Source organism: Marinibium conchae, from assembly GCF_015595035.1.
Lineage (GTDB): Bacteria > Pseudomonadota > Gammaproteobacteria > Enterobacterales > Alteromonadaceae > Glaciecola.
Genome location: NZ_JADNRN010000002.1, coordinates 727584 through 750289, shown reverse-complemented (window position 1 = coordinate 750289; position 22706 = coordinate 727584). Strand labels below are relative to the sequence as shown.

General features: G+C 43.3%; 19 protein-coding genes. 8 read left to right on the top strand and 11 right to left on the bottom strand.

Annotation, left to right across the window (positions count from 1 at the left end; genetic code table 11):
* Positions 1-25: 25 nt before the first annotated feature.
* Positions 26-883, bottom strand: coding sequence for a hypothetical protein (locus tag ISG33_RS10950; protein ID WP_229333538.1), 858 nt, complete (start codon positions 881-883; stop codon positions 26-28).
* Between the two features lie 293 nt (positions 884-1176).
* Between ISG33_RS10950 and ISG33_RS10945 the strand changes: the two genes are divergently transcribed.
* Positions 1177-2292 carry a polysaccharide lyase family 7 protein gene (locus ISG33_RS10945; RefSeq protein ID WP_195733624.1) on the top strand — a complete coding sequence of 372 codons (1116 nt, stop codon included), beginning with the start codon at positions 1177-1179 and terminating at the stop codon, positions 2290-2292.
* 70 nt (positions 2293-2362) lie between these two features.
* On the opposite strand, the gene ISG33_RS10940 is transcribed toward ISG33_RS10945, so the two are convergent.
* Entirely contained in the window at positions 2363-3811 is a 1449-nt protein-coding gene (locus ISG33_RS10940) for an NAD(P)-binding protein (protein WP_195733623.1), read from the bottom strand.
* A 232-nt stretch (positions 3812-4043) separates the two neighbouring features.
* Here ISG33_RS10940 and ISG33_RS10935 point away from each other — a divergent pair, with 232 nt between their 5' ends.
* Positions 4044-4388 (top strand): 5-carboxymethyl-2-hydroxymuconate Delta-isomerase, encoded by a 345-nt coding sequence (locus ISG33_RS10935; protein ID WP_195733622.1) that lies wholly within the window; start codon positions 4044-4046, stop codon positions 4386-4388.
* Positions 4389-4500: 112 nt separating this feature from the next.
* On the opposite strand, the gene ISG33_RS10930 is transcribed toward ISG33_RS10935, so the two are convergent.
* From ISG33_RS10930 to ISG33_RS10900, 7 genes are all read right to left on the bottom strand, one after another.
* On the bottom strand, positions 4501-5790 hold the full coding sequence (locus tag ISG33_RS10930) for a TRAP transporter large permease (RefSeq protein ID WP_195733621.1): 1290 nt from the start codon (positions 5788-5790) through the stop codon (positions 4501-4503).
* Positions 5787-6272, bottom strand: a complete 486-nt coding sequence (locus ISG33_RS10925) for a TRAP transporter small permease (RefSeq protein ID WP_195733620.1) — start codon at positions 6270-6272, stop codon at positions 5787-5789. Before ISG33_RS10925 ends, ISG33_RS10930 begins: the two co-directional genes overlap by 4 nt.
* Before the next feature lie 5 nt (positions 6273-6277).
* Positions 6278-7273 carry a TRAP transporter substrate-binding protein gene (locus ISG33_RS10920; protein WP_195733619.1) on the bottom strand — a complete coding sequence of 332 codons (996 nt, stop codon included), beginning with the start codon at positions 7271-7273 and terminating at the stop codon, positions 6278-6280.
* Positions 7274-7475: 202 nt separating this feature from the next.
* Positions 7476-8111: a PqiC family protein gene (locus tag ISG33_RS10915; RefSeq protein WP_195733618.1), complete on the bottom strand. Its 636-nt coding sequence runs from the start codon at positions 8109-8111 to the stop codon at positions 7476-7478.
* Complete coding sequence (gene pqiB, locus ISG33_RS10910; protein WP_195733617.1) at positions 8111-9781, bottom strand: intermembrane transport protein PqiB; 1671 nt, start codon at positions 9779-9781, stop codon at positions 8111-8113. The genes ISG33_RS10915 and pqiB overlap by 1 nt, the downstream gene beginning before the upstream one ends.
* Complete coding sequence (locus ISG33_RS10905; protein ID WP_195733616.1) at positions 9778-10425, bottom strand: paraquat-inducible protein A; 648 nt, start codon at positions 10423-10425, stop codon at positions 9778-9780. The genes pqiB and ISG33_RS10905 overlap by 4 nt, the downstream gene beginning before the upstream one ends.
* A complete protein-coding gene (locus ISG33_RS10900; RefSeq protein ID WP_195733615.1) occupies positions 10415-10975 on the bottom strand; it encodes a paraquat-inducible protein A in 561 nt (186 codons plus the stop codon). Before ISG33_RS10900 ends, ISG33_RS10905 begins: the two co-directional genes overlap by 11 nt.
* Positions 10976-11155: 180 nt before the next feature.
* Between ISG33_RS10900 and rlmF the strand changes: the two genes are divergently transcribed.
* Positions 11156-12076, top strand: coding sequence for a 23S rRNA (adenine(1618)-N(6))-methyltransferase RlmF (gene rlmF / locus ISG33_RS10895; RefSeq protein ID WP_229333537.1), 921 nt, complete (start codon positions 11156-11158; stop codon positions 12074-12076).
* Between the two features lie 38 nt (positions 12077-12114).
* Positions 12115-13269 (top strand): RDD family protein, encoded by a 1155-nt coding sequence (locus ISG33_RS17095; protein WP_229333536.1) that lies wholly within the window; start codon positions 12115-12117, stop codon positions 13267-13269.
* Positions 13270-13341: 72 nt separating this feature from the next.
* On the opposite strand, the gene ISG33_RS10885 is transcribed toward ISG33_RS17095, so the two are convergent.
* Both ISG33_RS10885 and ISG33_RS10880 read right to left on the bottom strand, forming a co-directional pair.
* Positions 13342-14016 carry a YiaD family glycine zipper/OmpA-like lipoprotein gene (locus ISG33_RS10885; protein WP_195733614.1) on the bottom strand — a complete coding sequence of 225 codons (675 nt, stop codon included), beginning with the start codon at positions 14014-14016 and terminating at the stop codon, positions 13342-13344.
* Between the two features lie 146 nt (positions 14017-14162).
* Positions 14163-15335: a XylR family transcriptional regulator gene (locus tag ISG33_RS10880; protein WP_195733613.1), complete on the bottom strand. Its 1173-nt coding sequence runs from the start codon at positions 15333-15335 to the stop codon at positions 14163-14165.
* Positions 15336-15606: 271 nt separating this feature from the next.
* Here ISG33_RS10880 and xylB point away from each other — a divergent pair, with 271 nt between their 5' ends.
* The 4 genes from xylB to ISG33_RS10860 all read left to right on the top strand — a co-directional run bounded on the left by xylB (position 15607) and on the right by ISG33_RS10860 (position 22633).
* Positions 15607-17085: a xylulokinase gene (xylB, locus tag ISG33_RS10875; RefSeq protein WP_195733612.1), complete on the top strand. Its 1479-nt coding sequence runs from the start codon at positions 15607-15609 to the stop codon at positions 17083-17085.
* Between the two features lie 120 nt (positions 17086-17205).
* A complete protein-coding gene (gene xylA / locus ISG33_RS10870; protein WP_195733611.1) occupies positions 17206-18525 on the top strand; it encodes a xylose isomerase in 1320 nt (439 codons plus the stop codon).
* A 92-nt stretch (positions 18526-18617) separates the two neighbouring features.
* Positions 18618-19220 carry a LysE/ArgO family amino acid transporter gene (locus ISG33_RS10865; protein ID WP_195733610.1) on the top strand — a complete coding sequence of 201 codons (603 nt, stop codon included), beginning with the start codon at positions 18618-18620 and terminating at the stop codon, positions 19218-19220.
* Positions 19221-19675: 455 nt separating this feature from the next.
* Positions 19676-22633, top strand: coding sequence for a TonB-dependent receptor (locus ISG33_RS10860; protein ID WP_195733609.1), 2958 nt, complete (start codon positions 19676-19678; stop codon positions 22631-22633).
* Positions 22634-22706 lie beyond the last annotated feature (73 nt).

The following is a 22706-nucleotide window of genomic DNA, read 5'->3' as shown; positions in this document are numbered from 1 at the left end:
TCGAATACCTATCAAAATATGATATCTAACGAGGATTAGACAAGTTTTTGCCACGGCTCATGTAAATATCATCATACGCCAATCCACCATTTCCATAGGGCTTTTTCTGCGAACCGGTGTTTGAAATAGTCACGAAGTAATGCAAACTTGCCTCCCGCTTCATCCTGAAGACTGCACCTAAATACACCTGTGTTTGTTGCTTAAATTCCCCACCCTTCATATAAACAGAGTAGCGCTGACCACCATCTTTATATGGCAAATTGTTTATCACATACCAAAGTTCGTACCACTGTTTTTCAACAAGACGCTCAGCAGGCATTTTCGTAGAGGGGTTGACTACATCCGTATAAGTAGCTTTTCCCTTACTCGAACTCTGTATCACCATCAATGCACCGCGATTAACAGTGCCGTCTGACTCCGTTTTATCAGTTACCCTCAGCATAGGTTCAAAAGCATTGTATGAAAGCTCATTTATGCTTTCTGCTTGAAGGTTACTCAAGCCGAAAGAGTGATTATTAGGAAAGGCATCGACCATAATTCGAGTGTAAAGCGTGTAAGTCTCACCAATTTCAATACTGCGAGGCAACTTGATATAACTCAGTGCTTTTCTGTTGCCAACAATCCCATCTTCAGCGGCTTGTTTCAAATAATAGGCATTCTGTGTTGATGGCTCGGTAATTATTTTTGACACTTGAGGTCGCGGTATAAAGGGTGATGTTTCGTTTTGAACATCTTCTATAAACCAATCACTTGACAGTAATTTAGCGCCCGACTCAAAGTTATCCACCAGAAGCCATTGTTTGTCATTCGCGTGAGCTTCTGCAAAGTAAATATGCAAAACAGCGCCTAATAAAAGGTAAAGCACTAAGCTGAGCTTTTTCATTTCCATGGCCTTTTTAATGAGTATTTTGTATGACCAATTTATCACAACAACAGTGGAAACCATATAATTCAGCACTAAAAAGTAAAATAATATAATTTCCAAATGCACTTTTGGTTAACAAAGTGGTATAAAAGGATTAACAGAAATGGTAGCTTATTTTAAAAAACTGATGCTAAACTCAGACGATAAATAGTAAGCAAGCCCGATAAACCCGCTTAACTAGAATTTGCTTTAAGCACCTAGTATTGAATGCCGGTTGTTGAATCTCGGTTTTTTGAATCAAAAGGAATATTATGAAAACGTCATCATCTCTCTATTCGTCGCGCCGCAGTCTTTGCATCGCAACAGCATCAAGCTTAGTGTTTGCCCTAAGTGCTTGTGGCTCAACGGACGACTCAACAAACGCCGCTGAAGCTACGGCAAAATCAGCAATAGATGCACCGGGCGCTTATTTTGACCTCAGCCAATGGAATATTACCTTACCAATTGATGCCAATGCAGATGGCAAGCCCGACATGGTAAAAGTCAAAGACCTTCAAACTTATACTCACCCAGACTTCTTTTACTTAAACGAAGATAAAGAATTGGTCTTTACCAGTCCTAACGTTGGTGTCACCACCGCCAATTCGAAAAATGCAAGAAGCGAGCTTCGACAAATGTCTCGCGGCATCAACACCAGAATAAAAACCAAAGCTCCGAAAAACAATTTTGCGCTAGCAGCTCACGAAAATGCTGCCGCTTTTGCTGCCATAGGTGGAAGAATGGAAGCCACCCTAGAGGTGAATCATGTCGCACTCAATAGCGCTCGACCAGAAAAGTACCCAAGCTACTCCGTAGTCATTGGGCAAATACATGCTGGCAACGATCCAGATCGCTCCAAAGGCTTTGGTTACGGTAATGAGCCGCTAAAAATATTTTATAAAAAGTTCCCTGACCACGACACTGGCTCAGTATTTTGGACATACGAGCGAAACTTACCCAAAGCAGATCCTAATCGAACAGATATCGCTTACCCAGTATGGGGGAATACTTGGGAAAATAGCGCCGATCCGGGTGTCGACGGCATAAAATTAGATGAGAGCTTCAGCTACGTAGTCAACGTTTACCAAAATACGATGCAGTTAATATTTTCGGCACCAGGTCGTGAAACAGTTAACTACACCATTAACCTAGCCAATAACGTTGATGCCTATGGCAAGGGCGATGAGAAAGACTTCGAACAAGGCTATGCTGGCGACTGGCATTATTTTAAAGCCGGTGCTTACAGTCAATGCAATGGCGGCACTAGTAATCCATTTTGGGGAACTGCTTGCGGTGGCACAGGTGTTTGGGAGACTGATAAAGCGAATGGCGATTATTCACAAGTTACCTTCTCACGCTTGGTATTATCAGAGCCTAAGCGTTTTTGATAAGGATGAAAAACGCTCAACGGCAAATGAGGATCAGGACGATCCTCAAAGCCAAGTGCAAGATAGAGCGTTAAGGTCGACTGATAGAACTGAGATAGCCCTGTAGCTTCATCATAGCTGGTTGGGCATTTTCTTTGAGCCTTTTCAAAATCAGCCTTTTTTCTATTTCATCTTCACCAACATTGCGCACCAGTTGACTAAAACCGTCTAAACGATTTTTCAATAACCACTCACGAAGCGCAGGGTCTTGACCCCAAATATGCTGGTTCATCATAAATGCAACGGTGAGTCTCAACCAATCTAGATCGGTATTTGGCAAAGGCACGACTTGGCAAAGCTTATTTTTTACTTCTTCGTTTGGATAGCTAAGCTCTACATGAGCTATAAAGGCTGCACTAAAAACAGGCTGATATGAACGCACAGTTTGTGGCGTAATCAGTTTATCTTCAAATATGGGTTTCATTACTAAGTTGGATATAGCACTTGCAGAGCAATCCACATGTATATGCTCCTTAGATGTCGTGATACTGCCTTTTTCTAGCGTAATTTGGCTGTTACTTATTGAAATAACCCGACCTTTACGCACAATATTCTTCACTCGACGGAGCTGCGCCAATTCCAGTCGACTGACAGTCGCGCCATGGAACATTTCTGGCCAAACATCAGTATCGATGCGTAAGAACACCCCCGCATCTTCCAAGCGAGAAAACATATCTTCAATCGAAGTCGACTGTGCAATAGCCTCCATTTGTTTAGCCTGTGCACCGATCGATTGATGAAAAAACTCTTCAGTAGGCTGTGTGTTTTCTCTATCCAACAACCATGCATCTCGAGGCATAATCCAGGTAATATCATCTGGCTCTACACCTTTGTCTAACAAAAAGAGCACAGCATCAATGCCGGTTTTTCCACCACCAACAATAACGTATCCTGCGGGTTTAGCGCTTATAGTAGGCAAGTTATTCAATGGCATAAACTGAAGATCAGCGTCTACGCTAAAGTTCGGTGTATGAGTTGAGGGAACCGTGGTTTTCAAGTACGTGCAATCAACCGTTTTTTTGTGTGCAGTTGCTTGGTATTGCGTTCCAGTAAGCAAGTTTTCAAACTTGCCATCGCCTTGGTAATTGCACATCGGGAAATACTGTACTCGACCAGTAGGTAAAAATTGTTCGCGCATTACGTCGTCAAAGTAAGCACTTATTTCAGCGCCAGTCGCTAATTCATTGAGTCCTTTATTCAGGCCTACTTGGTCTTTTTTGCCTTTGCTCAATTCGCGGGAGCTAACGCCATAGAAAGCCGAGGGTTGGTGCAGAGTGACAAAAGGATAGGCAACGTTCCAATGGCCACCAGGCTTGTGATGTTTATCAACAATGATAACGCTAGCATCACTTTCCGTTAGAATAATATCAGCAAATGCCATACCCACTGCACCAGAGCCTACAATTAGGTAGTCTGCGTTAATCTCATGGACTTGCTTACTGCTTAAAGTAGATGCTTGTAGCGCATTGTTCTTGCTCATTCGAAAACTCTTCTTTCATTTTTATCTTGTGAGTAAACATAGCACTCTTTTAGATGTAAAAAAAATGTAAATCAGAAACTCAAGCAAATGAAGCCACGCTCCATGCGTGCCGCCTCCGAAAAGCGCTATCTCCAAATTTCCATTTCTCGAATTATCTTTTGAGGCTGCCACTCTCAATGCTGTATAATGACCAAAATCATAAATCCGGTTAACCAAAACCCAAGGAAATTGAATGCCAAATTTTATCATTGAGCATAGTGAGTCACTTTTAGAGCAAGTTTCATTAGAAATACTTCAAGATGCCGTTTTTGAAGGAGCAAAAAACAGTGGCCACTTCCCACCTGAAGCTATCAAAATCAGAACAGAGGGGCGCAAGCACTTTCGTTTACATGGACAACAAAAAGACTTTCTACATATCAAAGGCCACATTCTGAGCGGTCGCACTGATGCGCAGAAAAAGGAGATATCTCAGGCAGTCATGCTGCCTTTAACACAACTTAAGTTAAACAGTGTGTTTGTATCGGTCGAGATTATTGATATTCACCGAGAGAGTTTTGTAGACTTTAGCTACTCATAAGCCGCAAAGCTCGTGTAAAGAAACAAAAAAGCCGATGCAGTCAAGTTCTGACACATCGGCTTTTTATGCTCTGCTATACTCCTCAGTTAGGCCTGAAGAGCATTCGCTCTGACTATGGCGCCAAGAGCGAGGGTAAGAAGGTACTGATAGATGGGAACATTGTTACCATAACCAACACCGCTATCATTCCCACGTAAAGAGGTAACATCGGTTTCACCATTTTTTCTATTTTGGTTTTCGACACTGCACAACTTACAAATAATATCGCTCCTACCGGTGGCGTACACAGCCCAATACATAAGTTCAATATCATCATAATACCAAACTGAAGTGGATCGATACCTAAGGTCGCGGCAATAGGTAGGAAGATGGGAGTGAAGATCAGAACAGCTGGCGTCATGTCCATAAAGGCGCCAATCAACAGCAGTATAAGGTTAATGATGAGCAATATCATTAAAGGGTTTTCGCTAATAGTTAGCAAGGTATCGGTAAGCTCTTGCGGAATATTCTCGTAAGAAAGCATCCACGATAAAGCTGAAGAGGTCGCAATCAAGAAAAGTACAATGGCGGTGGTTTCAACAGTTTTAGTTAAAATCGAACCGAACTTCTCCATATCGACTTCACGATAAACACCAGCAGCGAGAATAAGCGCATAAATAACCGCAATCGCGCCAGCTTCAGTAGGGGTAAAGATACCGCTAATAATACCGCCCATTACGATAAAAATCAGAGCAAGGCTCGGTACAGCTTGCCATACCTGTTTAAGCACAATACCTAAAGGCAAACGTTCGCTACCTTTAAAACCCTTTCTTTTTGCATAAATGACGCAGAAAATCATTAGTGCTAGTGCCACCAATAAGCCTGGAATGTAGCCTGCAAGAAACAGAGCCGATATAGATACACCACCGCTAGCTATCGCGTAAATGATAAGAATATTACTCGGCGGAATTAACAATCCTGTAGTTGATGCAGTTGCCGTCACAGCCGCTGAAAACTCCGGGCTATAACCCGCCTTTTTCATTTGCGGCACCATAAAGCTACCAATAGCAGAGGTAGCTGCAACCGCGGAACCAGAAATAGCACCAAAGAAGGTACATGACAGAACATTTACTAATGCTAAGCCACCCGGTAGCGCCCCAAGCAAGGCCATCGCGCAGTTTATTAAACGTTTAGCTATACCGCCCTGTGCCATTATCTGCCCTGATAATATAAAGAAGGGAATGGCCATTAAAGCAAAACTATTTACGCCATTTGTCATACGCTGAGCTACCGTAGTTGCTGCAGGCAAAAAGTCGATAGCAGTGAACATATACACAAAGGTAGCTAGTCCAATCGCGAAAGAAATTGGTACGTTTAGAAACAGTAGTAAGAAAAACAAACACAATAGAAAGATAATTGTCATAGTGACTCCTCCACGCTGAAGTCGGGCGTTAACATTGCCTTAATCGCATAAAGCACAATAAGAATGCCACTTATTGGCACCACCATATAAACGTAGCTAATGCCAATGCCCATTACAGCAGAGGATTGCCCGAGTTGGTCGGTCATATCCATTAATAGATAACCGCCGATTACCATTACACAAAGTGCAAAAGTCGCCACACAAAGATGAATAAAGTAATACATAACTTTGCGTTGTGTTGCGGTCGCCTGGGTATAAATCATGTCCAGACCTAAATGACTGTTTTTACGATAGGCAAAAACGCATCCTAATAAGGTAAGCCATATTAGGCAAAAGCGCGCGAGCTCTTCAGTAAAGGAGCTAGGAGCACCAAGCACGTAGCGTGAAAATACCTGCCAAGAAACCACTACGGTTATCAAAATAAGTAGTGATTGCAAAAAGCGGTTTAGAAAACTGTCTAATAGTGAGAATAACTGATTCATCCTAATTACCTCTGCTGGTCGATACGATTGAGAATATCGCCGACATCTGTCCCTTGAAAACTACTTTTATAATTCTTCACACGATCTTGAAAAGGCGTTTTATCGGGATAAATAATATTAATACCGGCAGCTTCTAACGCGTCTAGTGCCACTTGTGTGTCAGACGCCCATAAGTCACGCTGGAACATAACTGTTTTATCCATCGCGCTTTGTATCCAGCCTTTTTGTTGGTCGTTGAGCTGACGCCAAATTTTTTCGCTAAACATAACAATGCCCGGAATAGTATTGTGTTCGTCCAAGGTGAAGTTCTTACAAATCTCGTAGTGTCTGGCTTTGTAATACGTTATTGGACTGTTTTCCGCGCCATCAACAACGCCTTGTTGCAATGCCGTATACAACTCACCAAAGGAAATAGGTGTAGCTGAAGCGCCCAACTCCCCCATTAGCTCAACCGCCGATTTACTTTTCATCACGCGTATTTTCATACCCGCTAAATCATCTGGATTACTTACCGCTTTTGGACAAGTGTAGAAACTCCGACTACCGCCATCAAAAAAGGCCATTCCTCTCAAATCAACCGCCAATGGGGATAACAACAGCTCTTTACCTAAGTCACTTTCTATTACTCGCCAAAAGTGCTCTGCATCGTTAAATACATAAGGCAAACTAAATATTTGCATTTTAGGTACGAACGCCTCCAAAGGGCCTGCCGATACTTTGGCCATTGCTAAGCTACCAATTTGCAATAACTCAATGAGATCTCGCTCGCTGCCCAGCTGACCGCTTGCGTAAATCTCTAGGTCGAGGCTGCCATCAGAAATGTTGTTTAATTCTTGCTTAAAATACACCAATGACTTGTGAACAGCATGTTCAAGATCAACAGCATGACCAAGCCTGAGCGTCAGTGTATTGTTCTGTGATTTAGGCGCAAACAAAAAGCCGCCTGACACCAAGGTGCCAGCGAGCAAGAGTGCGATAAATATTTTGTAATGGGTCGCCATTGGATTTCCTTCCTAATGCAGCCAAAAGTGAAGAGTGACAAAAGTGCCACCACTCAATAAAACCATTCGAGTATAGACCAAAAATCAAATTTTGGTTAATCATTTGGTAAACAGCCTATAGACTAGTGCAATTTGAAAATAAGATAATTCGTTTTATTCTCAAATTTCATCAGGGGAAACCGATGTAAAGGGATTTTTAAGCCTATCTATTTAAATACGCGACTAATGATGCTGAGAAATCCGCAACCAAGCTTCTCATTTGTGTTACTGCGCTGGCATAACCATCACCTTTCAACTCGCTCGTAAAATGAAAATAGCGAACCTGCCCCTCGTTTTGCGCATGATCAATTTGATAGTAGCCCGATAGCAGAACATCCCCTGCTTGAGTCGGATAAAAATGTTCAACGGTAATGCGCACTTTTTGGCAACTATTGCAAAAATCAACAACGCTTGTTTCCGATAGTGCCACGTTGAGGTCGTTAATGATTGCACGCTGAATCGACTCATCTAAATCATCGGCCCAGCTATGATAGTTGGCCTTAACAATGCGATTTTCACCTTCTTTCATCACTAATTGGTTAGTTTTCAAATAATCGGGTAAAGCCACCACATCTATCATTAACAAGCCATTGCTAGTGTTAACTTTCTGCGGGTAAGATACTGGATTACTATCAAACAAGTAGTATGTTGTGTCTGGGGCTTGTACCGACGTGGTGCATGCTGACAGCATAAGAACAACTGCACACACTGATGTTTTTAGGAACAAACCTGTAAACCAAGCAGTGCCATTAAGGGCGCAGTGTTGATATGTTTTCGCTTCTAAAGTGGGCTTACGCATTAATCATCCTTTAGCGGTTTTGATTTCGGCTGTTTATCTTCTTTTGCTGGCTCACCAAATACGAGTGCATTGGGTTGATTGGTGACTTCTTTTACCAAAGGCTCTAATTCATCAAGGGTAGACTCGACCTTGCTCATCACCTGCTGCACCGAACGATAAACTTTAGAATCTGGTTGCAGCCCACTTAAGGTTGTTTGTAGTTCGTCCATGGTTTGCTCAAGAGTATCCAATGTTTGTGTCGCGCGTTGTAGCGATTCAGCAGTTACTTGCATAGTGCTATCGGTGCTATCAATAAGCTCATTGATATTTTTCAAAGTAGCATCCAGCGGCAGCTTTTCGAGTTTCGCTAAAATATTCTCGAGCTTGTCGGTAAGACTCGCGAAACCGCCAGATGAAGCTGGAATAACTGGGTAGTTCCCGAACTGGGCAATTTCATCTACGCGCTCGCCACCTGGCTGCAAACTCACCTTCAAGCTACCAGTGAGTAGATTGGCATTATCAATAGTTGCCGTAAGCCCCTCGCGTATCCATTCATCCACCATGCCACGAAAAATATCAATTGATATATAGCCATTTTTCATCAGCCTTTCGGGCTCTAAATTAATTACTACAGGAATACGCTCCTCTCGCCCTACCCCTGCAATATCGATAATTTCCCAAAACTCCATATAAGGTTCAGCCACCGTGCCTAAACGTATGCCGCGATACTCCACCGGCGCACCTTTATGCAAGCCACCAACGCTGTCCTCTACTAACACTACGTACTGAATGTATTTGTATTCACGTTGCTCATCAATACTGTCTTGTGAATCATAAAGAATAAACTCATGATTTTGTGGTACACCTGGCCCTGGCGCTGCACCATCAAGCAGATCAAATTCAACGCCACCCGATACTAAAGTGTCGAGTGACGACATGTTGACTTTAATCCCCTCGGTAGATGTAGATATGGATAAACCACTGACATTCCAAAATGAAGAATTCTGGGTAACCAAATTATGAAATGGCGCTTGAATAAAAATATCGTAGTGGGCTTCTTGCTCTAGGTCGTCATACACTCTCGACTCTACTGCCCCTACTTCAAAGCCTCTATGCATCACTGGGTTTCCAACATTGAGAGTTTTACTCCCCTTTGAAATCAGCTTTACATGGATGCCATCAGCACTTAAAGAGGTTACCGGTGGGCGCTCTAAGCCCACAAATTCGAATTGTTCAATGTTGGAATTGCCCGGCGAAACTTCAATATAAGCCCCCGACAACAAAGTGCCAATACCCGTGATACCCGTTGCACCAATACGCGGTTTAACCACCCAAAACTCACTGTCTTCAACAAGGAAGGAAGCCATGCTTTGCTGCACTTCAATATCAACCAGTATTTTAAGTTTATCTTCGCTAAAGCTGACTTTCTTAACTAATCCAATGTCGACATTACGGTTTTTGAGAACTGTTTTCTTAGCCTCTAAGCCCTCCGCTGTATCAAACTCGACCTGAACGAGAATACCGCGATTGCGCCAGTCGTTGTAAACCATGCCCAAGCCAATAAGCAAGGCAATTATTGGCAGTATCCAAATACGCGAGATGCGAGGCTTCTTCTCAATTAAGGGGCTGCGTGATCGTAGCGTTGTACTTGGCTTCGCAGTGTTGCTTTCCTGATTATTGCTGCTAGTCATTCATCTTCCATTTTATCCCATAAAATACGGGTATCGAATTGGTGAGCACTTACCATCGTTAAAATAACCACACCAGCGAATGCTGATGCTGCTATACCAACTTGAATCGACATAAGTCCGCCGAGTTGTATCAGGGCCACTAAAATAGCCACAACGAATACATCAACCATCGACCACTTCCCAATAAATTCGGTTATTCGGTATACTTGAGTGAGTTCCGCTTTCCGTATTGGCTTTTTACGGTTCACGCTATAACAAAGCCACGCAATTGCCGCCATCTTGCCAACTGGCACAATAATGCTAGCGATAAAAATAACAGCCGCGATGAAATACGATTCGCTTTCAAGGAAGAGTATCACACCACCAATGATCGTACTTTGCGTTCTGTCACCGAGCATATCCGTGATCATGATGGGATACACATTTGCGGGAATATATAAGAATAAAGCCGTTAGTAACAGAGAAAAGGATATCTGAGTACTATTGTTAACTCTAGCACGAAGCTTTGTTGAACAGCGAGGACAACGCTTTTCATGGTCACCCACCAATTCATGACACACCAAACAGTTTAGCAAGCCTTGGGCAGCAGCAGAATCTGGGTGAAAACAGGCTTTACCGCCCTGTGGCATCCGCTTATTTTGCATCGTCGACCCAGCGCCAAAGTCTGTGGTTGTCAACGATAAACACAATATGAGTAAATAGCGGAGCAAACAACACATAGGCCCAGAATGAGGCCTGTAAGAATATATCGGCCATCGATATAATCTTAATCAGCGCGACCAACACGCCAATGAGAAAAACCTCTGCCATCGACCACGGCAAAATGTGTGAAATGACCTTCCCTAAGCCGATTACCGGAAGGAACCCAAGCCTATAGCGGGTTGATAAAATAATATAACTCAGTGACAACAAATACAGTAGTGGCAAAAGTAAAATAAAAAGAAATACTAAAAGGGATACAAAAATATAGCCTTGGGCATAGAGTTCAGTGAAGGTTTGCAGCAAATTTATTGTGCGGGCTTGCCCGTTAGATGCAAATGAAATAAATGAGAAAGAACAGGCCACAGCAAGCAATATCAAGGCGGTAACACAAAGGGCCAACACATAATGCTTGGCATTATTATGTCCAACTGCTATCACATGCTTACAGCGAGGACACACTACGTTAGACCGATGCTCGATTTTATCGGGCATCGTCAAAAGTAAATCGCATTCTAAGCAAGCATGCTGGGTCACGTTCGTCGACTTTGATGGTTTTTTATAAAATTAGTATAAACAATCATTTGGAACAGTAAAGGCAAGTGCTAACATTAGAAACAATCGCTTAGCGCGACGAATGCCTTTGCATTCCGACCAAAACTGACTCTTGAGCCCATGAATAAAACTGAGATGCACCCACGTAACCCACATAATAAGGGCTACAACTTTGATGAGCTGGCTACTAGCTATTCGCCGCTAAAAGCATTTTTAGTGCCTAAAGCCGACGGTAAGCACTCGATAGACTTCGCTCAACCTGAAGCGGTAAAAGCATTAAATGCAGCACTGCTGAGCCATTATTACAAGGTGCATTTTTGGGATATTCCAAGCGGCTTTTTGTGCCCTGCTGTGCCCGGTCGAGCTGACTACATTCACTACATTGCCGATTTACTAAAACAGTCATCAAGTCAATCGGAAAGCGTTATTGGCTTAGACATCGGCACCGGTGCCAATCTCATTTATCCGATAATTGCTTCACAAAGCTACGGTTGGCAGATGATAGGAAGCGACATTAACCCAATATCATTTGCTAGCGCTAAAGCTATTGCAAAGAGCAATAAAAACCTGTCAAAAAAAATTAACCTACGCTTTCAAAATGAAAAGAGTATTTTTAAAGGCATTATCAATGATGGTGAGTACTTTTCATTTACGATGTGTAATCCGCCTTTTCATGAGTCTGCAGCGGCGGCTATGTCGGGCAGTAGGAAGAAAAATAAAAACCTAGCTCGGCACAAGCACAAGCGTCAACAAGGCACTGAAAAAAATAGTAGCGCAATTGATAAAGACAAACTGAATTTTGGCGGCCAACAAAGTGAACTTTGGTGTGATGGCGGTGAGTTTCGCTTCGTTAAACAGATGATAGAAGAAAGCGTTCGGTTTTCGCAGCAAGTAGGTTGGTTTACCTCTTTGTTATCAAAAAAGGAAAACGCACAAGCCTTATTGGAAATCGCCAAACACGCAGGTGCAACAGAGCAGCTTGCTATACAGATGGCACAGGGCGCAAAAGCTAGCCGATTTATAGCTTGGCGATTCAGCTAAAACCTTTTAAGCTTAATGGCGAGAACCTAAGGAACGCTATGCCTTCTTCAAAAAACAAAATTAAAAACGAAGAAAACCCACAACAACAGTCATTCGATATCGACGACGCTTTAAGCGATGCGCCTGAAGCTCCAACAACTGAGCCTGCGGAAAACAGTAAATTATCGAGTAAAGAAACCCGCGAAATCGTAACGCCCTATGCATTTACGGTCTCGCCAGACTTACTAGGCCAAGCTTTAGCTAGCCCGAGGAGACGGGCCGCAGCAATACTCATCGACCTTTTTTGTGTGTCGGTACTAAGCACTCTGAGTGCTCTTTTTTTTGCGGGCTTTGTTGCCTTAACCTTCTTCAAAGCTGGCGGCCATTTAAAACAACAAAGACGTTTCAATACCACCCGGCGTGGTCTGCGAGGCAGTGCAGCGATATTGATATTTATTATTGCGTTTAGCCTTGTTAACGCAATTAACGGCGAAGATGGCCCCCCAACGGCACCTGAACTCTCATTCGAAAACAAAGACAAAGAAGACATGGAGAGTTTAATGGACCTCGCCTCTGCTATTTTCGCTTTGGCCTGTGCTGAAAATGAACCAAATAAGCAATCAGCAACACCTCAAGATACCCAAGCACATACAAGCTGCATTGTTGAATCGGCTGAGGGCTTAGCTATTGCTGCAGCAGCAATGCCTACCCCAATTGAAGACGTAAAAGCGTCGGCAGCAGATTTAGTTGCGCAGCAGTCTTGGCAGGAACAAAACAAGCTTCTTTTTCTCACTCAATTTAATACAACGCTGGAAGAGGAAAAGAACGCCTACACTGAAGATGTACTCGCCATCACGCAAGCCGAAAAGAAATCAGAAGAAACATCATCAACGAGCTACAGCGTCATAAATTGGGTAAAAGGTGTGATGTCAGACTTAGGCCTCGGTCTAGGATGGGCCGCACTTTACTTTACCGTATTCACCGCCTGGTGGCGCGGCCAAACTATTGGTAAAAAAGTGCTTGGGATTGAGGTGGTCAAGCTCGACGGTAACTACCCTAGCCTTTGGGAAAGTTTTGGTCGCTATGGTGGTTATGGCGCCGGTTTTGCGACCGGATTGCTCGGCTTTTTGCAGATCTATTGGGACCCGAATCGTCAAGCGATCCAAGACAAAATATCTGAGACTTTAGTACTTCGCTTGGGCAGAAAACCCTAAACAGCCATTGAGTGTGGTGAAAAGTCACACTGCCTCAAACTCAAGCAATGCGACCTTAGCTTTACTAGAGCACTATTCGCTAATTGGCATCAGCGTTATTTCTACACGTCGATTGAGCTCTTTACCCGCAGCCGTTTCGTTTGTTGCTATCGGATTAGATTCTCCAAAACCAACCGTTTCGAGCCTGTCAGTGATAACACCTGCATTAGCAAAATAAGTTGAAACAGAGCTAGCTCTGCGCTCAGACAAGGCTTGATTTAATTGTTGTGAGCCGGAACTGTCAGTATGCCCAGCAACTACCACTAATGTTTGGTCGAATTCGTTCAATACCAAAACAACTGAGTCGAGCACCGATAAAAAGTTACTTTTGATGTCGCTTTTTCCAGAATCAAAGGTGATATTTCCTGGCATGATAAGGTTTATGTTGTCGCCGTCACGCTCAACACTCACGCCTGAGCCTCGCAGTTGCTTTCTAAGTTTCGCCTCTTGTGTGTCCATATAGTAACCGATACCGCCGCCTATAGCGCCGCCACCCGCTGCCGCTTTAAGAATACGACGGTTACGCTTTCTCACATCGTCTTCGTCTTTATTGTCAAGGTAAGCCACAATAGCCGCGATACCAGCGCCAATTCCTGCTCCTTTCGCTGTATTACTGACTTTCTCTTCGCCGGTGTAAGGATCGAAGGTAGCACAGGCACTGATACTCAAACATGTGAAAATTGAGATAGCAAGTTTAGATAGTTTCATTGATTTCCTATTCTATATTGATGATTTGGTTCGTCTGAAGTATAGCAGAATAGAAACACGAATACGGCTACAATAGTATGTAATTAACGCACATTAGTATTCTTACATTAGTTTTGAAAAGACCATGCATAGCAATGTGTGCATGGCTATTTAGTGTGTAAGCTGTCGCGATATTCCTTGGGTGTTTTATCAAAGTGTTTTTTAAAGACTGCGTACATATACTGCAAAGACGGATAACCCGCTGTTTTTGCGATATCTTGCGTGCTCAATTCTGGATTTTTTAACATCCTACATGCCGTTTCCAGCTTCTCTTGATGGAGTTCATGGTGAATACTGTGCCCTCGCTCTTCCTTAAATCGACTCTCTAGGTTAGAGCGAGAAATACCCACAAATTCTAGAACCTGATCAACCTTAATTCCACGACACGCATTCTGACGAATATAATGCATCGCTTGAATCACGTAAGGGTCTTGGAGCGCCTTAAAATCTGTACTTTGACGTTGAACAACACCCACCGGCGCTACGGTAACAATTTTATTCTTCAACTTCGGGTTTTCGATACGTCGATGGAGGAGTTTTGCGGCTTGAAAACCCATGTCAAAACAGCCCTGCGTAACTGAACTGAGGCTGATGCGACTTAAGTTCCTAGCAATATCGTCATCGTCGATACCCACGATGGATATTTGATCGGGTACCAGTTTTCCAATATGGTCACACGCTTGAAGTAAATGTCGAGCTCTTGCGTCGGTGACCGAAATTACCCCTACCGGATTAGGTAAGGTCTGTAACCACTCTGACAGACGATTCATGGTGTATTGCCAAGTTTCAGGACGCGTGGGATGCCCTCGATACACAGCACATTCATACCCATCATCTTGGCAGAGCTTTACGATCGCACTCTCTCGCTCACTGGCCCAGCGGTGATTTAGGTCGTTAGGCACACCGTAGAAAGCAAAGCGCTCAAGTCCTTTCGATTTCAAATGCTCGTAAGCGGCTTTGATCACTTCATAATTGTCAGTTGCCACGTAGGGCACATCAGGGTAATCATGCTCGTTTTTGTATGAACCACCTACACCTACCACTGGCATATCAAGATTTTTGAGTGCTTCCTGAATTTTCGTATCGTCAAAGTCTGCAATAATGCCATCACAGCCCCAATTTTTCACATTATCAAGCCTTGCTAGGAAGTCTTCTTCTAAGTAAACATCCCAATTAACTTTCGATGACTGCAAATAATGTCCAACGCCTTCAATAACTTGACGGTCATAGACTTTGTTTGCGTTAAACAATAGGGTAATGCTGTGTCGAGTGCTAAACATAGTGCCTTCCTAAACCATACATACTTCGGATAGCTCGGTGCTTTATGAGCCATTAACGCTAAGCCAAATAGTGTTGTATTTGTAGATTAAACGATCGTTACGTCAAAAACGATAATTACGATTTTTTTATTTAGTCGATACTAATACGAAAAAAAATAAATAGAACTACCACACTAGATTACGAAATTTAATTACTAATTTTCGTAATTGAGATGGAAAGCATAATCTTCAACTATAATCAGGTCATTTTTTAGACCAAGAGAATTTGTATATGTATATGGGAATCGATTTAGGCACGTCGGGAATTAAAGTCATACTGACCGATGTTGCGGGTACTATCATTGATAGTGCATCAGCATCAATAACGGTGTCACGCCCCCATGCTCTTTGGTCTGAACAGAACCCTCACGACTGGCTTTCAGCGACACACTCAGCGATTGCTAATTTAGCAAAGTCGCACAGTCTCAGCAATGTAAAAGCGATAGGAATTGCCGGTCAGATGCACGGAGCAACGCTACTTGATGAAAATCATCAGGTTCTTCGCCCTGCGATATTGTGGAATGATGGACGCTCAGAAGCTCAGTGTAAAACCATCGAGAGCATGGTCAGCAATAGTCGAGAGATTACAGGCAACCTAATGATGCCTGGGTTTACCGCACCAAAACTGCTTTGGGTGAAAGACAATGAACCTGAAATATTCGCCAAGACTGCAAAAGTACTGTTACCGAAAGACTATTTACGCTTTCTCCTAAGCGGCGACTTATATTCAGATATGTCTGACGCCGCAGGCACCTTATGGCTGAACACAGAAAAACGCTGCTGGGACGAGTCATTATTAAATGCGTGTGGGCTTAGCGAAAAGCAAATGCCGCAGCTCTGTGAAGGCAGTGATATAAGCGGTAGGCTTTCGGCATCAATTGCAAAGCAATGGGGCATGGACGAAGTGCCTATTGTAGGCGGCGCTGGCGACAACGCTGCAGGTGCCATAGGTGTTGGTTTGGTTAAACCTGGTCAAGCGATGATTTCATTAGGCACCTCTGGCGTTTATTTTGTTGTGACCGATGGCTTCTGTGCCAATCCAAATTCGGCGGTACATAGCTTCTGCCACGCCCTGCCTAATACTTGGCACCTCATGTCTGTATTGTTAAGCGCGGCAAGTTGCTTGCAGTGGTATGCCGATAACCTTGCTTCAAAGAGTGTTGAAGTACTGTTGAACGAGTTAAATCTAGCGTTAAGTTCCAAGGCAACACTAGCAAAAGACAGTACAGCACTATTTTTGCCTTATTTGAGCGGAGAACGAACACCGCACAACAACCCGCATGCTACTGGTAGCTTCTTTGGGTTAACGCATGAGACAACGCAAGAGGAAATGACGCTAGCTGTACTAGAAGGGGTTAGCTTTGCTTTCGCCGATGCGGTGGATGCCTTAGAAGCCAGCTTCAGCTCAACGCAGCAACTACCTGACGAAATCACCTTAATAGGTGGTGGAGCGCGAAGCGAAGCATGGCGTTCAGTACTTTCAAATGTCTTAAACCGCACTCTTACCTTCAGAGAAGGTGGCGAGGTTGGCCCTGGCTTAGGTGCAGCTCGCTTAGCACAATTAGCGATAGATAGTAGCAAAACACTTGAGCAAATATGCCCACAACCGGCAGTGCTTGACACCTATTACAGCAATCGAGAAATGCATCAATTTTACAAAGAAAAAAGGCGCAAATTTCAAGCGCTATATCAAGCAACAAAAGATATTTAATAGTAGTAAGTGCCAACAATCACCTACTAACACATCAAGTGAGAAGCTAAGTAACTAGCAAGGTCACTTTACGCAAATACGGCATTTTTCAACTGCCGATAACAACAAAAAGGAAAACTCATGGCTAGTTATTTTCAGCATATCGATCAAATCCAGTTTGAGGGAACTGATTCAAACAATCCTCTGGCATTTCACCACTACAATCCTGACGAAGTTGTGCTAGGTAAAACAATGAAAGAACATTTGCGCTTCGCTGCTTGCTATTGGCATAACATGTGTTGGGACGGTTCAGATGTTTTTGGTCAAGGCACTTTTGGCCGACCTTGGTTGACACCCGGCGACCCTATGCAAAAAGCGATTGAAAAGGCCGATGCGGCATTTGAGTTCTTCCATAAACTTAACATTCCTTACTATTGCTTTCATGATGTCGATGTTTCTCCAGAGGGTAACTCGATCAAAGAATACACTGAAAACTTTGCGAGAATGACCGACATACTTGAGCAAAAGCAAGCTGAAACAGGACTAAAGTTATTATGGGGAACTGCCAACTTGTTCAGTCACCCTCGATATGCTGCTGGCGCTGCAACCAACCCCAATCCTGAAGTATTTAGCTATGGCGCGACACAAGTATTCCACGCAATGAACGCAACAAAGCGTCTTGGCGGTGAGAACTATGTATTGTGGGGCGGTCGTGAGGGTTACGAAACGCTTCTAAATACAGATTTACGCCAAGAGCGCGAGCAACTTGGTAGATTTATGCAAATGGTTGTAGAGCACAAGCATAAGATAGGTTTCACTGGTACGTTGCTGATCGAGCCTAAGCCGCAAGAACCTACCAAGCATCAATACGACTACGACAGTGCCACTGTTTACGGCTTCCTGAAGCAATATGGTATTGAAGAAGAGTTTAAAATGAATATTGAAGCTAACCATGCAACCTTAGCTGGACACTCTTTTCATCATGAAATCGCTACGGCGATATCATTAGGTATTTTTGGTAGCATCGACGCTAACCGTGGTGATGCGCAAAATGGTTGGGATACAGATCAATTCCCCAACGCAGTAGATGAACTGTCGTTAGTCATGTATGAAATCATGAAATCAGGTGGCTTCCAAACAGGTGGTTTGAACTTTGACTGTAAACTTCGTCGTCAGAGCTCCGATCCAGCTGACCTATTTCACGGTCACATCGGCGGAATGGACCATATGGCAATCGCACTGAAAAAGGCCGCAGCTATTCTTGAAAATGATTTCTTAGCAGCCAAAGTTGCTGATCGTTATTCGGGGTGGAGTAAAGCGCTTGGACAATCGATCATTACTGGTAAAGAAAGTTTAGCATCACTGGCTGAAACAGCGAGTACTAATAACTTCGATCCAAAACATAGTTCTGGTGAACAAGAACTCCTTGAAAACAAAGTCAATCGCGTACTATTTGGCTAAGCCAACATAAGCGTTTAGACACAACGCTATTTTTCTAGGCATAAGACGCAGACCTGATATGATTGAGTCTGCGTTTTTTTATATGGAACGATATGGACATTAATGTTGTTGTTACCGGCTTTACTCTTGGTATTTCTCTTATTCTGGCAATTGGTGCGCAAAATGCTTTCGTATTGAAGCAAGGCTTGAAACGAGAACATGTATTTGCGGTCTGTTTTATTTGCGCCTTGTCTGACGCCATACTCATCTCTGCTGGCGTTGCAGGTTTTGGTGCAATTGTGAAACAGTTCCCGCTAATAGAACAGGTATCGAGATATGCTGGCGCCGCGTTCTTATTCGGCTACTCTATGATGAGTTTTAAGTCGGCGTTTACCAACCAACATAAAATGGAAGCTAAGGGTGAAGAAGTAGGAAACTTAACAAGCGCTTTGTTAACTTGCTTAGCATTCACGTGGCTTAACCCTCACGTATATCTGGATACTGTGGTACTGCTGGGTTCAATATCTACCCAATACGAAGGGGAGCAGTTTTCTTTCGGCTTAGGTGCAGTTCTTGGTTCATTCGTTTTCTTCTTTTCGCTTGGTTACGGAGCCCAGTTTTTAATTCCAATATTTAAAAACCCAAAAGCATGGCAAGTTTTAGAATTCATCATCGGTGCGGTGATGCTGAGCCTGGCAATAAGTCTTCTCGTTTAAGGTTAATGTGTAAGACCCTCACTTAAATCGATTCTCTACTAGGTCTTCCACATTTGCCTTGCCACCAATTGGTAAGGCCAATAAGTCATAATAAGCAAGAATAACAACAAGCTCTCAGTGTACCCAAGCATAATTATCAACACTCATCCCCAGCTTATCAAAAAACACCAAACCTAAAAATAAAACCCAATAAAAACATAAAGATAAATGACCACCCTCTAATTGTAATACCAATTACAACACAGGATTATTACCAATATTTAACAAAATTATAATATTAAGACAAACTTAAGGTTGACCAAAAAGTTAATTTATGGAATATTTTGTAATGAATTTGTAAATACTTAATGAAGTATTTGTAATTTCTTTTCGCGACATGCACGCACACACGCAAATATATTAAGTAGTACAGCCGTCTTTTCGAAGCTGCTAAAGCTACATCAGGGAGACAAACAATGAATTGTAAATTATCCAAGGTCAGCATGGCTGTTCTTTCAGCCACAGCTATGACGATAGCCTCGCCCATCTTCGCTCAGGAAGTTCAGCAAGAAGAGATTGTAGAAATTATTGAAGTTACCGGTATTCGTAGCGCCCTCACTAGTGCATTAAATGACAAGCGCTCAGCAGATAATCTGATAGAAGTCATCCAAGCAGAAGATATTGGTAAGTTGCCAGATCAAAACCTTGCAGAAGTACTTGAAAACATCACGGGCATTCAAATTACTCGCTCGGCAGGCGTGGGCACAAACGTACAAATTAGGGGGACATCCTCAAATAGAACTGAAATAAACGGTGTATCAACTGTTGGCACAGGGTCGACAAGAACCGGTATTAATTTTGAGGATGTTTCGGCCGCTATCGTTTCTGCAATTGAAGTGACTAAGGCTCCCGACGCTTCAACCATTGAGGGGTCAGTAGGCGGTACTATCAACCTAAAAACCATACGACCGCTAGAACTCACGGAAATGCTAGCTGCATTTAGAGTACAAGGTGAAAATAGTAGCTTATCAACAGATACCGACTTCTCTCCCCGTTTTTCAGCAAGCATGGGTAACAATTGGGACACTGACAATGGTGAATTTGGTTTCGTATTCAGTGCTAGCTACGCTCAGCAGGACGTATCAGCCTTCAGGCCGCGTGTTGACCGAGACAATTTAGTCGCCTCAGATGGCGGTGCTGCTAGTGCGCAGAGTTTTGACTTTCTGCCTATTCAATTCTTAGTTCAAGATTATGACAACTTCGAATATGAAACAGTAAACCTTGTAGGTACGATTGAGTGGGCCCCAAGTGATGAATTGAAATTTTACTTTGATACCGTAATTAACGACCAGGAACGATATCAAGAAAGTTCGCGAGTGCAAGCCTCAGGAGTAAGCGACTTACGAAACTTTGCAGTACCCAGCGAATTCGAAACGGTTAACTTTGGTTCGTTAGATGGCCAAGATTTGGGTAGCATACAAGCTGCATTGCGCGGCGTAATACCTGTAGAAGATGGTGATGCAGATCCAAACTTGCGCTTCTCAAGTGATACCGGCGCTCGTGTAACCCGCAGTGAAATATTCAGGTTGGGCGGCGACTACCAAGGCGAAGACTTCTTGGCAAGCGTGGAAATTAGTACCTCTAGTTCTGATTCTACGACGCCCACTTTCAACTCGACACTGAACTTCATCAACCCGAATGTAGCGACAAACTCGTCTAACGAAAATGGTACACCATTCGAGTATGACTTAACGGGCGGTGCGCTGACTTTCGGCATAGCAACAGGTGAAGCAAATGCCCCTACTGCGGCTCAATTGGTTGATCCAGCTAATGTCATGCTTCGTGATGTAAATGTGAGTCGTAATGTAGCAGAAAACTATGAAGACGCTTTCCGTGCTGATTTTACATATTACTTAGAGGACGTTATTACCTCTGTTGATGTTGGTTTCAGATACAATAAATCAGGCAGTTTATCCGATGTTGTTCGTTCCAACGTTGGCTTGAGAAGCGCAGCTGACAGCCCCCGCGGCAACTTGTTTGCCGACGTATTGACCCTTGGTCCTGATAACTTTAATGCCGCAGACGGCCGTCGCTTGTTTGTAGGTAATTTTATTACTATCGATCCTGAGTTGGTCGCTTCTGACCCCGACGCAGTGCTTGCCACCTTAAATTCAGCTATTTCTGCAAATAACTTACTCACAGGTTCTGATCGAGCACCGATCAGCGAGCCAACCTCTATTTCAAGTTCCTTCTTCGATATTGAAGAGAAAACTACAGCCTTATATGCTCAAGCAAACTTTGAGTATGGTATTTTTCGAGGTAACGCAGGTTTACGCTACTTAGATACAGAGGTAAATTCTGTTGGTAATTCAATTACTGAAGATGCTAATGGCAATGATGTTGTGTCGCAGGTAACCACCAAAGGCGATTATGACTTCCTTCTGCCACGCATCAATGTAATCGCGGAAGTACATGATGATGTACTAGTCAGGGCTGGTTGGTCGAAAGATATCCGTCGCCCTGATTTTAATGACCTGTCTACTTCTGTCGTATTCAGCACCAGCCCCAATAATTCAGTTGCAATTGGTAATCCTGGTTTGGTGCCAGAAGAAGTTAGCTCTTTTGACCTATCTGCAGAGTGGTATTTTGCTCCAGCAAGCGTACTAACCGTTGGCATTTTTCACAAAAAACGTACCGATCTTCATGTAAATCAGCAAGTTGACCCATTTGAAGATGCAACAACAGGCTTCCGTGATATTACGGGCCCTGATTGTGAAGCGGGTGGTATATTCAATATTATTGCCGACATTAACGTCTTTGGTCCAGAACCTGGAGTCGGTGTTTGCGTGCCAACTAACACCATCATAAACGATAGTGGCACAACGACTCAGAAAGGTATTGAACTTGCAGTGCAATACGACCTGTCTCAATTTGAGGATGACTTAGGTTGGGCATCTGGTTTCGGTGTGCTAGCTAACTACACTAAACAGGAATTCTCAGGTGGTGATTCTATTGATACTGCAACAAGCCGAGCTAGCAATGTGTTTGAAGCAACTACAGGTATCGACGACATCGAAGTCACGGCAAGACAGTCGCTTATTAACCTGTCGGAAAATGCTTACAACTTCACTGTGTATTACGAGAAATTCGGTATTTCAGCCAGAGCTCGATACACATGGCGTGACGCATATCGCTCAACAGATTTCGGCAGTACAAGCTCATTCCCATGGGGCTTCCCGGTAGTTCAAGATGACCGAGGCCAGTTAAATGCAAGCATCAACTATGATGTTAACGACCAGTTAAACATCGGTATTGAAGGCATTAACTTAACCGAGTCAGAAGTTAGCCAGTCTTGTGTGAATGAAGGCGCTCTGCTGTGCTTCCAAGGGTTAACAGACCGTCGTGTTACCTTAGGTGTGAGTTATCGTTACTAAGCGGATAACAATTTAGCAGTTAGTCCCTGTAGCCGACGTTTCTAAGCTCGTAGATTCGTCGGCTTTTTACATG

Excerpts from the sequence above, each read along its gene's own strand:
- ISG33_RS10950 (WP_229333538.1), bottom strand. The coding sequence starts at position 883 with ATGAAAAAGCTCAGCTTAGTGCTTTACCTTTTATTAGGCGCTGTTTTG.
- ISG33_RS10945 (WP_195733624.1), top strand. The coding sequence starts at position 1,177 with ATGAAAACGTCATCATCTCTCTATTCGTCGCGCCGCAGTCTTTGCATC.
- ISG33_RS10940 (WP_195733623.1), bottom strand. The coding sequence starts at position 3,811 with ATGAGCAAGAACAATGCGCTACAAGCATCTACTTTAAGCAGTAAGCAA.
- ISG33_RS10935 (WP_195733622.1), top strand. The coding sequence starts at position 4,044 with ATGCCAAATTTTATCATTGAGCATAGTGAGTCACTTTTAGAGCAAGTT.
- ISG33_RS10930 (WP_195733621.1), bottom strand. The coding sequence starts at position 5,790 with ATGACAATTATCTTTCTATTGTGTTTGTTTTTCTTACTACTGTTTCTA.
- ISG33_RS10925 (WP_195733620.1), bottom strand. The coding sequence starts at position 6,272 with ATGAATCAGTTATTCTCACTATTAGACAGTTTTCTAAACCGCTTTTTG.
- ISG33_RS10920 (WP_195733619.1), bottom strand. The coding sequence starts at position 7,273 with ATGGCGACCCATTACAAAATATTTATCGCACTCTTGCTCGCTGGCACC.
- ISG33_RS10915 (WP_195733618.1), bottom strand. The coding sequence starts at position 8,111 with ATGCGTAAGCCCACTTTAGAAGCGAAAACATATCAACACTGCGCCCTT.
- pqiB (WP_195733617.1), bottom strand. The coding sequence starts at position 9,781 with ATGACTAGCAGCAATAATCAGGAAAGCAACACTGCGAAGCCAAGTACA.
- ISG33_RS10905 (WP_195733616.1), bottom strand. The coding sequence starts at position 10,425 with ATGCAAAATAAGCGGATGCCACAGGGCGGTAAAGCCTGTTTTCACCCA.
- ISG33_RS10900 (WP_195733615.1), bottom strand. The coding sequence starts at position 10,975 with ATGCCCGATAAAATCGAGCATCGGTCTAACGTAGTGTGTCCTCGCTGT.
- rlmF (WP_229333537.1), top strand. The coding sequence starts at position 11,156 with ATGAATAAAACTGAGATGCACCCACGTAACCCACATAATAAGGGCTAC.
- ISG33_RS17095 (WP_229333536.1), top strand. The coding sequence starts at position 12,115 with ATGCCTTCTTCAAAAAACAAAATTAAAAACGAAGAAAACCCACAACAA.
- ISG33_RS10885 (WP_195733614.1), bottom strand. The coding sequence starts at position 14,016 with ATGAAACTATCTAAACTTGCTATCTCAATTTTCACATGTTTGAGTATC.
- ISG33_RS10880 (WP_195733613.1), bottom strand. The coding sequence starts at position 15,335 with ATGTTTAGCACTCGACACAGCATTACCCTATTGTTTAACGCAAACAAA.
- xylB (WP_195733612.1), top strand. The coding sequence starts at position 15,607 with ATGTATATGGGAATCGATTTAGGCACGTCGGGAATTAAAGTCATACTG.
- xylA (WP_195733611.1), top strand. The coding sequence starts at position 17,206 with ATGGCTAGTTATTTTCAGCATATCGATCAAATCCAGTTTGAGGGAACT.
- ISG33_RS10865 (WP_195733610.1), top strand. The coding sequence starts at position 18,618 with ATGGACATTAATGTTGTTGTTACCGGCTTTACTCTTGGTATTTCTCTT.
- ISG33_RS10860 (WP_195733609.1), top strand. The coding sequence starts at position 19,676 with ATGAATTGTAAATTATCCAAGGTCAGCATGGCTGTTCTTTCAGCCACA.